At 63.2% G+C, this 12,203-nt stretch carries 11 protein-coding genes and 1 tRNA gene; 5 read left to right on the plus strand and 7 right to left on the minus strand.

Features of this window, described 5'->3' with window-relative positions:
* Positions 1 to 3: 3 nt before the first annotated feature.
* From pstA to JF290_RS07560, 4 genes are all read right to left on the minus strand, one after another.
* A complete protein-coding gene (pstA, locus tag JF290_RS07545; RefSeq protein ID WP_199024232.1) occupies positions 4 to 1,308 on the minus strand; it encodes a phosphate ABC transporter permease PstA in 1,305 nt (434 codons plus the stop codon).
* A 10-nt stretch (positions 1,309 to 1,318) separates the two neighbouring features.
* Positions 1,319 to 2,695 (minus strand): phosphate ABC transporter permease subunit PstC, encoded by a 1,377-nt coding sequence (gene pstC, locus JF290_RS07550; RefSeq protein ID WP_199024233.1) that lies wholly within the window; start codon positions 2,693 to 2,695, stop codon positions 1,319 to 1,321.
* A gap of 71 nt (positions 2,696 to 2,766) precedes the next feature.
* Positions 2,767 to 3,804, minus strand: coding sequence for a substrate-binding domain-containing protein (locus JF290_RS07555; protein ID WP_199024234.1), 1,038 nt, complete (start codon positions 3,802 to 3,804; stop codon positions 2,767 to 2,769).
* Positions 3,805 to 4,399: 595 nt separating this feature from the next.
* Positions 4,400 to 4,473 (minus strand) — tRNA-Cys (locus JF290_RS07560).
* A 142-nt stretch (positions 4,474 to 4,615) separates the two neighbouring features.
* Between JF290_RS07560 and JF290_RS07565 the strand changes: the two genes are divergently transcribed.
* From JF290_RS07565 to JF290_RS07575, 3 genes are all read left to right on the plus strand, one after another.
* Complete coding sequence (locus JF290_RS07565) at positions 4,616 to 5,269, plus strand: protein-L-isoaspartate O-methyltransferase family protein (protein ID WP_199024235.1); 654 nt, start codon at positions 4,616 to 4,618, stop codon at positions 5,267 to 5,269.
* 80 nt (positions 5,270 to 5,349) lie between these two features.
* The gene (locus JF290_RS07570; protein ID WP_233155192.1) at positions 5,350 to 6,768 is read left to right on the plus strand and encodes a TolC family outer membrane protein; all 1,419 of its coding nucleotides are present in this window, start codon (positions 5,350 to 5,352) and stop codon (positions 6,766 to 6,768) included.
* Positions 6,769 to 6,841: 73 nt separating this feature from the next.
* A complete protein-coding gene (locus JF290_RS07575) occupies positions 6,842 to 7,456 on the plus strand; it encodes a hypothetical protein (RefSeq protein ID WP_199024236.1) in 615 nt (204 codons plus the stop codon).
* Between the two features lie 130 nt (positions 7,457 to 7,586).
* On the opposite strand, the gene JF290_RS07580 is transcribed toward JF290_RS07575, so the two are convergent.
* Positions 7,587 to 7,907 carry a DUF6280 family protein gene (locus JF290_RS07580; protein WP_199024356.1) on the minus strand — a complete coding sequence of 107 codons (321 nt, stop codon included), beginning with the start codon at positions 7,905 to 7,907 and terminating at the stop codon, positions 7,587 to 7,589.
* Positions 7,908 to 8,125: 218 nt separating this feature from the next.
* Between JF290_RS07580 and efp the strand changes: the two genes are divergently transcribed.
* Complete coding sequence (efp, locus tag JF290_RS07585; protein WP_199024237.1) at positions 8,126 to 8,689, plus strand: elongation factor P; 564 nt, start codon at positions 8,126 to 8,128, stop codon at positions 8,687 to 8,689.
* 148 nt (positions 8,690 to 8,837) lie between these two features.
* On the opposite strand, the gene ygfZ is transcribed toward efp, so the two are convergent.
* Positions 8,838 to 9,572 (minus strand): CAF17-like 4Fe-4S cluster assembly/insertion protein YgfZ, encoded by a 735-nt coding sequence (gene ygfZ, locus JF290_RS07590; protein WP_199024238.1) that lies wholly within the window; start codon positions 9,570 to 9,572, stop codon positions 8,838 to 8,840.
* A gap of 68 nt (positions 9,573 to 9,640) precedes the next feature.
* Here ygfZ and JF290_RS07595 point away from each other — a divergent pair, with 68 nt between their 5' ends.
* Entirely contained in the window at positions 9,641 to 10,324 is a 684-nt protein-coding gene (locus JF290_RS07595) for a TIGR04283 family arsenosugar biosynthesis glycosyltransferase (protein ID WP_199024239.1), read from the plus strand.
* Between the two features lie 2 nt (positions 10,325 to 10,326).
* On the opposite strand, the gene JF290_RS07600 is transcribed toward JF290_RS07595, so the two are convergent.
* On the minus strand, positions 10,327 to 12,183 hold the full coding sequence (locus JF290_RS07600) for an ABC transporter ATP-binding protein (RefSeq protein ID WP_199024240.1): 1,857 nt from the start codon (positions 12,181 to 12,183) through the stop codon (positions 10,327 to 10,329).
* Between the last annotated feature and the right edge of the window lie 20 nt (positions 12,184 to 12,203).

The raw sequence follows: 12,203 nt of genomic DNA on the forward strand, positions 1-12,203 counted from the left end.
CGCTTACCATTTGCGCTCGAATTTCTGCCGAAGATAGATCGCGACAGCATTCATCATCACGAGGAACCCGAGCAGGACCAGGATCGCTGCCGAGGTGCGCGAGACGAACCCGCGCTCGGGGCTGTCGGCCCAGATGAAGATCTGGGTCGGCAAGGCCGTCGAACTGTCGAACGGGCTGCTGGCCGCGGATGTGATGAAGGCGTTCATCCCGATGAGCAGCAGCGGAGCGGTTTCGCCCAGGGCTTGCGCCAGTCCGATGATCGTCCCTGTCAGGATGCCCGGCATGGCCAGCGGAAGCACGTGGTGAAACACGACCTGCTGTCTGGACGCCCCGAGACCGAGCGCCGCTTCGCGGATCGACGGTGGAACGGCTTTCAGTGCTGCGCGCGTGGCGATGATGATCGTCGGCATCGTCATGAGCGCGAGCGTCAGGCCACCGACGAAGGGGGCAGAGCGCGGCAGCCCGAACCAGCCGATGAAGACGGACAGTGCCAGCAGGCCGAATACAACCGAGGGCACGGCGGCGAGATTGTTGATGTTCACCTCGATGAAGTCGCTGAGCCTGGACTTGGGTGCGAATTCCTCAAGATAGATCGCGGCCCCGATGCCCAGCGGAAACGAGATCAGGAAGCAGGTCAGCAGCGCCCAGAAGGACCCGACAAGGGCACCCTTCAGACCCGCCAGTTCCGGAAATCGCGAGTCGGCATTCGTGAACAGCCCCCAGTTGAACGGCTTGGAAATCGCGCCGTTGGCGGCCAGCGTATCGAACCAAGCGACCTCGTTGTCCTTGACGCGGCGGTTCACCTCCGGGGTTTCGCGCTCGATCAGGCCCTTGTTCAACTGATCGAACGGGTCGGACACCGGCACCGTCATGGTGATTGTCTGCCCGATCAGGGACGGATCCGCCACGACACGGTCCCGCAGCTCGAACTGGGCGCCGTTGGACAGGATGCCTTCGACCGCGCGGGCCGTGCCTCGATCGCTCATGTCGGTGCCGGGCAGCATGCGGCCGAGCGAGGCGGCGAGGGCATCGTCGAAACCGCCGCGCGGCAGGCGTTCGGCGGGGATCTCCTCGGGATCGACATAGACGTCGAGGGTCACGTGCGTTTGCGTGAAGGCCTGCCACCCCGTCGACACCAGTGATGCCACCAGGATGAACAGCATCAGGAACGCGATCAGGATCGCGCCCAGGCCGACCCCTTGCAGATAAGCCTGCTTGCGTCGGCGGCGCTTGAGAGAGGCGGCGACCAGTTCGGACGACGTTGTCCGGCGCGGCGCGGCGCCATGGGCGTTGGAGATATCGGTCATGGCAGTGGCCTCAATCGTAGGCTTCGCGATACTTGCGCACGATGCGCAGCGCGAAAATGTTGATGACGAGCGTGACGAGGAACAGCATCATGCCGAGGGCGAAGGCTGCCAGCGTCTTGGGGTTGTCGAACGACGTGTCGCCGATCAGCATGGTCACGATCTGCACGGTGACGGTCGTGACGCTGTCCAGCGGATTGATCGTCATCTTCGCGATCAGGCCCGCGGCCATCACCACGATCATGGTCTCTCCGATCGCCCGGCTGACCGCCAGCAGCACGCCCCCGACAATGCCCGGAAGTGCCGCCGGGAAGAGCACCGTCGTCATCATTTCTCCGCGGGTGGATCCCAGGCCAAGCGCACCGTCCCGCATTGCCTGCGGCACGGCGGAGAGGGCGTCATCGGCGAAGGAGGAGATGAACGGGATGAGCATGATGCCCATGACGCCACCGGCGGCCAGGGCGGTGTTCGGGGATACGTCAAGACCGATGGATTGTCCGAAGCTCCGGATGGCCGGGGCCACGACGAGAATGGCGAAGAAGCCATAGACGACCGTCGGCACGCCAGCGAGGATCTCGAGCACCGGTTTCACGACCGAGCGCAGCCGTTTCGGCGCGAATTCGTTGAGGTAGATCGCCGAGAAAAGACCCACCGGCACCGCGACGACCAGCGCCACGACGGTAATGACGATCGTGCCGAGGATCACCGGAAGCCAGCCAAACGCGCCCTCGGCCGCGATCTGGTCGTCGCGCAGCGGGATCTGGGGTTCCCAGTTCAGGCCGAACAGGAACTCGGTCACGGGAACGAGTTCGAAGAAGCGATAGGTTTCATAGGAGAGCGAGAGGATGATCCCGATCGTGGTGAAAATCGCGACGGTCGAACAGAAGATCATCAACCCCGTGACGATCCCCTCCACCCCTTGGCGAGCGCGGAAATCGGCGGCGACCCTGGATCGCGCAACGGCCAGCAGGGCAAGTGAAAGAACGCAAACCGCGGCGACAAGGAACCAGTCCGCCCGCGTGTGGAGCAGAACGTATCGTTCCGAGGCGGCGATCTTCCAATCCTCGGGTGTTCCGAAGATTTGGCCGCGGGACACGGACTTGATCTCGGCCAGGATCAACTGGACTCCTCCCGAGTCGAGCCCGTCCAGCGCTCCGTCGGGCAATCCGCTCATCGTGATACGATCGATGACCGGGCCCTGGAGTGCCAGCCAAAGCAGCGTGAATGTCAGCACCGGCACGAGGATCAGCAACGCCGCGAACACCCCGTGATAGGAGGTCATCGAATGGAGCCTGCTGCCCCCGTCACGAATGGCGCGCGCCGCGCCGCGGTTGATCGCGTATCCGGCGGCGACCGCGAGGATGAGCAGGAGAAAGGGAAGAGCTGTCATCGGACTGTTCTTTCGAAAGAAATGCCCGGGGCGCGCTCAGGCGTCCCGGGCCGTCGATCCATCTTTGGCGCTTACTTCGGAGCGTCCATCGACTTGCCGTTCAGCACCGCATCCTGAAGGGCGGCGCGACGGTCGTCAGACAGCGCGACGAGGCCGCGCTCGGACAGGTAGCCGCCGGCCTCCAGCGCGTCTTCGGACATGTACTCCTCGATGAACTCGTTGAGGTTCGGTATGACGCCGCGATGCGCGGTCTTGACGTAGAAATACAGCGGGCGGGAAACCGGGTAGGACTTGTCGGCGATCGTCTCGATCGACGGATCGACACCGTCGATCATCACGCCTTTGAGGTTGTCCAGGTTCTCGTAGAGGAACGAATAGCCGAAAATGCCCATGGCGTTGGAGTCGGCATCAAGACGCTGAACGATCAGGTTGTCGTTCTCGCCCGCTTCGACGAAGGGCCCGTCGGTGCGCATGCGCGAGCAGTTTTCCTTGACCCAGTCGCCGTCGAAACCACCGTTCTTGACGAAGTCCAGTTCCTCGCAACCGGCGTGCATTGCCAGTTCGACGAAGGCGTCGCGGGTGCCCGAAGTCGGCGGGGGGCCGTAGGCGAGGATCTCCACGGCCGGCAGGTCGGGATTGATCTGGTCCCATGTCGTGTAAGGGTTGTCGGCCCATTCACCATCGACCGGCACCTGGGCGCCCAGAGCCAGGTAGATTTCGCCGAGCGTGAGGTCCCAGGCGAAATCGTTGGTCCGCGAAATGGCCAGCGACAGGCCGTCAAAGCCGATCAGGGCTTCGGAAATCTCGGTGACGCCGTTCTTCTGGCACAGCTCGTACTCGGACGCCTTCATCGCGCGCGATGCCCCGGTAACGTCCGGATGCTGTTCGCCGATGCCGCCGCAGAAGATCTTCATGCCGCCGCCGGTGCCGGTGGATTCCACGATCGGCGAGGGCGCGCCGGTGTTGTTGGCGAACTGCTCGGCCACCGCCTGGGTATAGGGGAACACGGTCGAGGACCCGACGATGCGGATCTCGTCACGTGCTGCGGCGGCGGTGGCGGACACGGCAAGAAGTGCCAGAGCCGACACGGAAAGCTTGTTGAAGGACATTGTATCTCCTGATTTCGTTTAGGGCCGGAGCAGTCAGCCTCTGCGGCGTCGCTAACGAGATTCTGTGATGCTTATGCAAAAGTGATATGACAGTTTTGTAACAGGGACCGAGCAGCGCGGAGCAACCCGACACGCCGACGTGTTTGGCGGAATTGGGAAGGTCGACAAGCAGGTCGTACCTCAGCGCTTGTCCTGCGTATTGCCGTCAGTTCAAGACAGTTTGCGGCGACACGCAGCCACTCGGGCTGTTCTTGCTGACCGCTCGGCACTTGGTCGCATTCCTTCCGGAACAGCAATTCCGTCGTGGAAGCCGGCGGACCGGGTCAAGGCCAAGGTCACTGGGTTTCAGCACCGACTCGCCGCTGTCGCTTGAGGATAGGTCCAGGCGAGCTGCTTTTGCCACGAGCTGCATACGGCCAGGGCCCGCAAGTCACAGGCGCACTCACCAAGGATAACGGCAATTTTTTGGTTTCTGGCGGTGCAAAATCGCCCGAAGAAAACGGGATATTGCCGTCAATATCCAAATGGAACGATCGCAGACATTGCACTTGCAACCTTAAGTGGGCGCAAAAGCCGTCAAAATTCGGAAAACACTTGGAGGCGAGTACCGGAATCGAACCGGTGTACACGGATTTGCAATCCGCTGCGTCACCACTCCGCCAACTCGCCGCGCTTTGGTGCGATCCGGCTGATAGCCGATCCGCCGCTGCGCCGCAAGTGTCACAATGGGCGAATTCGCGTCGCTCCCCGTTGCCGGGGCAGATACAATGTGTCAAAACCTCGATATCAGTCTGAACGGAAGATTTTGGCCATGACAGATTACGCCGCCCGCCGCCGCATGATGGTCGACACGCAGGTCCGCCCCTCGGACGTGACCAAGTTCCCGATCATCGATGCGATGCTGTCCGTCCCGCGCGAGGTTTTCCTGCCCGACGCGCTGCGCGAAGCGGCCTATGCGGGCGAGAATATCGACTTGGGTGACGGGCGTGTCGTGCTGGAACCGCGGACGCTGGCGAAGATGCTCGATGCGCTCGATATTTCCGGCGACGAGATGGTGCTGGATATCGGCTGCGCGCATGGCTACTCCTCCGCGGTCGTGGCGCGTATGGCGCAGGTTGTGGTGGCGCTGGAAGAGGACGAGACGATGGCCGCCGAGGCAGAGACCGCGCTCGCCGATGCCGGCGTAGACAATGTGATCGTCCATACCGGCGCGCTTGCGCAGGGCGCTGCGGAGCACGGACCCTATGACGTGATCCTGATCGAAGGAGGGATCGGCACATTGCCCGACGCGATTGCGGACCAGTTGAAAGAGGGCGGCCGCATCGCCTGCCTGTTCATGGAGGACGCATTGGGTGTCGTTCGGATCGGCTACAAGTCCGGCGGCGCGATCTCGTGGCGGTTCGAGTTCAACGCGGGTGCCCCGGTTCTGCCGGGGTTTCGGAAGCAAGAGGCCTTCGCCTTGTGACAGCAGTCTGACACGGGGCAGGGCCGACACAGAGAGATCGCCGGAAAGAAAACAATTAAATCCGGCGGCAGGAGGCTGAAATGAGCAGACCAGGGATAGCCGGATGGCTGAAGGCCACCGCGATGGCAGCGATCGCGGTGCCGCTTCTGACAGTGGGAAGCACGGCCCGGGCCGAGAACCTCGCGGACGCGCTGATCGGGGCCTACAACACCAGCGGTCTTCTTGAACAGAACCGTGCCGTGCTCAGGGCGGCGGACGAGGATGTTGCCACTGCGGTGGCCAGCCTGCGCCCGGTGGTGCAATTCGTCGCCCGCGCGATCGCCAGCAACAGCAGCTTCAACACGAGCAACAGCTTCGGCGAACTGGCGACCTCGCGGATCACGACCGATCTGGAGGCGACGATGACGCTGTTTGACAACGGGGTGCGCCGGATCACGGTGCAGGCTGCCAAGGAACTCGTGCTCGCCACCCGGCAATCGCTCCTGTCTTTCGAACAGCGTGTGCTGTTTCGAGCGGTCACCGCCTATATCGACGTGATCCTTCAGACCGAGAACGTTTCGCTCCGCGAGAACAACGTGCGGGTGCTGGGCGAGGAATTGCGCGCGGCGCAGGACCGGTTCGAAGTCGGGGAAGTCACGCGAACCGACGTCGCCTTGGCGGAATCCCGGCTCGCGGCCGCGCGCAGCAACCTGGCCGCTGCGCGCGGCCTGCTGGTGAACGCCCGGTCCGAGTATGTGAATGCGGTGGGGCGCGAACCCGGACAGTTGGTCACGCCGACGAACCTGCCCGAGCGCCCGACGTCGATCGACGCGGCGCAAGCCGTGGCGGTCCGGTATCACCCGGATATCCTGTCGGCACAACGCACCGTGGCCGCGCGTGAATTGCAGATCGTCAGCGAAACGAAGAAGCTGGGTCCGAATCTCACTGGCACCGCGCGGGTCGGCTTGTCCGAGGATTGGAACCGGGCTCTTGACGGCAACGACGCCGAGGTGTCGTTGAATTTCAACCAGCCGATCTACAGCGGTGGCGCGCTGCAATCCAACATCCGCAGGGCGATGGCCAATCGGGACGCAGCCCGCGGCAACCTTCTGAATGTCCAGCGTGACACGGTGCAGAACGTCGCCAACGCCTTCGTGCGTTTGGAAGTAGCACGTGCCAGTCTCGAGGCCAGTGCCGAACGGGTGCGCGCGGCGCAGGTCGCCTTTGACGGCATCCGCGAGGAAGCTACGCTGGGTGCGCGCACGACCCTCGACGTTCTCGCGGCCGAGCAGGAGCTTCTGGACGCGCTGACGGCACAGATTTCAGCCCGTGCCGAGGAGATCATCGCCTCGTATCAGCTGGTTGCGTCGCAGGGCCTGTTGACAGCCGAACGGCTGGGCCTCGCGGTTCCGATCTATGATCCGACCATCTACTACAACCTGGCCAAGGACGCGCCCGCGCGGGTCTCCAAACAATCCCGCGATCTCGACCGGGTGCTCGAGGCGATCGGGAAACGGTGACAATTGGCGCTATCGGTTGCCGTTCAGGCCGTCGGAAGGGTAGTCTTGCAAGCAAGGAGAGAGCGGTAGCGCGATGAGTGATCCTGCAAAATCCATTCACGTCGAAGATGTCCTGTCCTCGATCCGGCGGATCGTGACGGATGAGACAGCATCGGCCGTCGATGCGAGTGTATCCGCGTCGTCGGCGCCAGAGCGTTTCATCCTGACGCCCGCCTTGCGTGTTCCACGCGAACTTGCCGTCGCACCCAAGGCGCAGATGGCAGTACCGCTCGCGCTGGGTCAGTACCGGAGGGAGGATGTGCCGAAAGCACCGGATACGGATGATGCCAAGATCAACCATGGCAACAGCGATCCGTTTCTGCTGCAAGCCGAGCACATGATCGCGGCAGGGCCGGCGGAGACATGTGAGGGCATGGCCGACGACGAGACCGGTGCAGAGCCTCGATCGCGTGAGCCGCATGCGCAGGATGCCAATTCGGGAACGCAAGAGACTGCGACCGCCGACGCCGATCGCACGGCCAGGCTTGAACAACTCGCCCAGGTCGATCCTGACATGCTGCGCTCGATGGTGGCCGAGATCGTGCGCGAGGAGCTGCAGGGGCCGCTTGGCGAACGGATCACGCGGAACGTACGCAAGCTGGTGCGCCGCGAGATCAATCGCGCGATGACCGCACACGAATTCGACTGACCTGGTCGGTTTGCCGGGCGCAACCTGTCGAAACTGAACGGCGACCGTCCCCAAGGCATCCCGAAAGACAAAATGAAAACACGCTGCCAAGGATTGGCAGCGTGTTTTCAAAACGCACGTATTTGTTGGATCAGGCGGCTTCGGCCTGCTGCGCGGCGTTGCGGCGTTCGCTCTCTTCGCGAGACAGGGCGACGGAGGTGCGCACACCCCGCCCGACGAATTCCATCAGGCCGGCCACGACACGTTCGTTGGGATCGATCCCGGCGCAGGACAGCACCTCGCGACCATCGCGAGAGCGCGCCCAGCGGGCGATTTGTTCAGGACCATTGCCGTATTTCTTGTCGTCGGCTATGGCGTCATCCAGTGCAGCCAGCACAACGGCGGCAAAAAGTTTGCGTGCACGATTGCCTTGTTCGTTGTTAAAGGCTGTGCCGTCAACGAAATCTCTCATCTCGTTTCCTTTGTTATTCTTGCTCTTGCGTTTTTCGGCGTGGCGTTCTTTATGACCGATCGATATCGATTCGGATACCCCGAAAATGCATAACACCCTTGCATTGAGCGCATGGCTTTCTGCAGGTGCAGCACGATATTTCGTTGTCTTGCCAGCCTGTAGCCCGCCATATATAGGAGCCGCAAAGTGGCTATCAAGCATTTGTAAAGGTTCTGACCATGCCCAAGATCAACGGCAATGAAATCCGGCCCGGCAACGTTCTGGACCACAACGGCGGCCTGTGGGCTGCGGTCAAGGTGGACCATGTGAAGCCCGGCAAGGGCGGCGCCTTCGCCCAGGTCGAACTGCGCAACCTGCGCAACGGGTCCAAGTTGAACGAACGCTTTCGCAGCGCCGACAAGGTCGAGCGCGTGCGCCTCGAACAGAAGGATCAGCAGTTCCTGTACGAAAACGACGGGATGCTCGTGTTCATGGATGCGGAAACCTATGAACAGGTTGAACTTCCAGCAGAAATTCTGGGCGACCGTCGTCCCTTCCTGCAGGACGGAATGACTGTCGTGGTCGAGTTCCACGAGTCCGAAGCGCTCAGCGCGTCGTTGCCGCAGAAGGTCACCTGCAAGATCGTCGAAACCGAACCGGTGGTGAAGGGACAGACCGCCGCAAACTCGTTCAAGCCGGCGATCCTCGACAACGGGCTGAAGGTCATGGTGCCGCCGTTCGTTGGACAGGACGAGATGATCGTCGTGAACACCGAAACCATGGAGTATTCCGAGCGGGCGTGACGTTGCGTCTCGCCTGATCTGCGGGGGGTGCTGGCGCAGCTCTTGGTTGTGCCCACAGTTCGATTGGCCGACCAAGCGGGACAGGCGCGGGCGTCGGATCGTCCGTGCTCTGTCACGGGGCGCGCGGAATGCCGCCTGCGAAAGGGGCTCAGGCCAGCTTCACCGATGCCGGGCCCGCGACCATGCCTTCGCCCGCCCGGTCCAGCCGCAGATAGGCCAGCGCGCGATCGCCCGACTGGGTAAAGAGTGTGCCCAATGGCTTGCCATCGCGCGTGATCGGCGTGCCGACAGGGGCCTCGCCTTTGATCTCCACCCGGCGCAGGCCCTTGCGCAGTTCTGTCTTGTGTTTCATGCGTGCGGTGACTTCCTGACCGACATAGCAGCCTTTCCGGAAATCGACTCCGTTCAGAGGTTCGAACCCGGCTTCCAGGATGAACGTGTCCGGGGTCAGTTCGATGCCGCTTTCGGGAATGCAATTGGCGACGCGAATGGCGGCCCAATCGGTTCCGTCATCGCTTTCGGGAGCCGCACTGTAAGCGCGCCAGCCGAGATCCGGGTGCCGAGGGTCGGGAAAGGCGCCTCCGGGTGCGGGCCCGGTGCCTCGTTGCAGGTTCAGCCCCGACTCGGCGATGCGCACGTCGGCGCGCAGCTTGTACATGTTCAGCCGTTTCACCAGGTCGTCGGCCAGTGGTTCGGCCACGTCCAGAAACACGCCGTCGCCATCCCGCAACAGCATGAAGTCGGCGATGTACTTGCCCTGCGGCGTCAGCAGCGCCGCATAGACAAGACCGTCCTTCAGCCGGGAGATATCGTTTGTGACCAGGCCTTGCAGGAAGCTGTCGGTGTCCCGGCCGGTCAGTCGAAGAATGCGGCGTTGCGTCATCGGGCCCCTCCTGAATTTCATGTAGGCTTGATATAGGTATCGCGCAGCCCGTGAACAGGAAAAGACCCATGTCCGCCGAAATCTCCATCGTCATTCCGACATTGAACGCCGAAGCGGTGCTGCCGGGCTGCCTTTCGGCATTGATGGAAGGGGTCACGGCAGGATTGATTCGCGAACTGATCGTCACCGATGGCGGCAGCGCCGACGCGACCCTGCGGATCGCTGACGAGGCGGGGGCACGCCTCGTGCAGGGTCCGGCGTCGCGCGGCGGCCAGTTGCGGCGCGGCGTGGCGCAAGCGCGCGGGCGATGGTTGCTGATCCTGCACGCGGATACGGAACTCGAGGAAGGCTGGGCGCGCTCCGTTTCGGATCATGTCGCCTCGGATCAGTCGGCTGCAGCGTATTTCCGCCTCGGCTTTCGCGCCCGTGGGATCGGCCCGGTCTGGGTCGCGGGCTGGGCGAACCTGCGCGCTCGAACCCTGCGGCTGCCTTATGGCGACCAGGGCCTTCTGCTGAGCCGCGCCGCGTATGACCAAGCTGGCGGGTATCCGGATCAGCCCCTGATGGAAGACGTCGCTCTTGTCCGGGCGCTGAAGGGGCCGCTTGTGGCGCTGCCGCAACGTGCGATGACCAGCGCGGTGCGGTATCAGAGCGAGGGATGGGTCAGGCGTGGTGCACGCAACCTCTGGACCTTGGGGCGCTACATGGCCGGGACCGATCCGGAACGGCTCGCGGCCTCGTACCGCCGCTGAGGCTATCCGAACAGGCGTTGCGCGATCCGGCGCATCAGGGACGGTTCCGGCGCGGTCAACTGCGGTGCGCGCGGCAGCAGAGCCGCCGCACCCTTGGGGTCTATCACGGTTTTGCCGCCCTGGTATTGCAGGTGGTAGAGATCGGCATAGATACCGCCGCCTGCCAGCAATTCCTGATGGGTGCCTTCGTCCACGACACGGCCCTTGTCCATCACGACGATCTTGTCTGCGTTGACGATGGTCGACAAGCGATGCGCGATGACGAGTGTGGTGCGTCCCCCCGCCAGCTTGTCGAGCGCGCTCTGCACCACCTTCTCGGACTGCGCGTCAAGCGCGCTGGTCGCTTCGTCCAGGAGCAGAATCGGCGTGTTGCGCAGCAGCGCGCGAGCGATGATTACGCGCTGGCGCTGGCCACCCGACAGGGCCGAGCCGCGCGGCCCCACCAGCGTGTCGAGCCCGTTGGGCAAGGTGGCGAGGAAGTCCGACACATGCGCGGCATCCAGCACCGGCTTCAGATCGGCGTCGCTGATCCCCTGACGGCCCAGAAGTATGTTCTCGCGCAAGGACTCGTCGAACAGCACGGCTTCTTGGCTGACCACCGAGAACAGGTCGCGCAGGTCGTCGAGCGCGATCCGGTTTACATCGACGCCGCCCACCTGCACCTTGCCCTCCCGCGGATCGACGAGGCGCGTCAGGACATTGAAGATCGTCGACTTGCCCGCCCCCGATGCCCCGACCAGCGCGGTGGTCTTGCCCGCTTCCGCATGGAGGGTCAGATCGTCGAGGATGCGCGCCTCGCCATAGTTCAGCGTCACGTTCTTCAGATCGACGGTCGGCAACCCCTTTGGGGCGGGAACCGGGTTTTCCGGCGAGGTCAGCTTGATCGGCGCGTCCATCAGTTCCTTCAGCCGTTCCAGAGCCGCCGCGGCGGCCTGCCATGCTCCGCTCAGGCTCGCCAGTCGGCGCATCGGATCGAACGCCAGCCCGATCGCGGTGAAGAAACTCATGAACTGGCCGACGGTCTTCTCGCCCGAGATGATCTCGGCGCCGCCGTAGAGCAGCACGCCCATGAACCCGATCCCGGCCATGATGTCGATCAGGCCGGTGATGACGGCGGTGCCGAAGGAGGCGCGGATCTCCGAGCGCACGAAGGTGTCCGAATGGCCTTCGTAGCGGCCGACCTGGTAGTCCTCGAGCCGGTTCAGCTTGATCGGCGTGATGCCATGAAAAACCTCGTCCAGCCGGGTCGACAGGGTGGCGCCCAGATCGCGCGCGGCCGAGGCCTTCTTGCGCACGTAGCGTTGCGCCACGCCGATGGGAAGGAACATCAGCGGCACGCCCACCAGCATGATCGCGGTCCAGACAAGGTCGACATTGACCGCGACACCGATCAGCACGATCAGTGAAATGAGATCGCGCCCGGCCCCGGTGATGATGCCCTGCCAGACGATATTGATCGACCCGACATCACCCTGGATGCGTTGGATCAGAAAGCCCGGTGGATGGGTCTGGTGAAACGAAGTGTCCTGGCGCACCATGCGCTTCATCAGGTCCACTCTCAGATGCGCGGCCGTCAGTTGCGACACGCGCGCCAGCAGAACCTTCTGAACCACCCCGGACAGCCCGCGCACCGCGAAGATCACAAGGAAGGTCACGCTGACCCATTTCAGCGCCGAAGCGTTGCCTTCGACGAACACCAGGTCGAACATCGGCTGCATCATGTAGCTGACGGCACCGACCATGCTGCCCTCGATCACCATGAACAGCATGGCAAAGGCCATCGTGCCGGTGTGCTGGTGCAAATAGTTGCGCCAGAGCCACCTCAGCAGTTCCGGTGCGGATTTGGGCTGGGTGCGCATAAGCTGTTGATCCGATTGAC

This window comes from Sedimentitalea arenosa (assembly GCF_016428585.1).
Lineage (GTDB): Bacteria > Pseudomonadota > Alphaproteobacteria > Rhodobacterales > Rhodobacteraceae > Sedimentitalea > Sedimentitalea arenosa.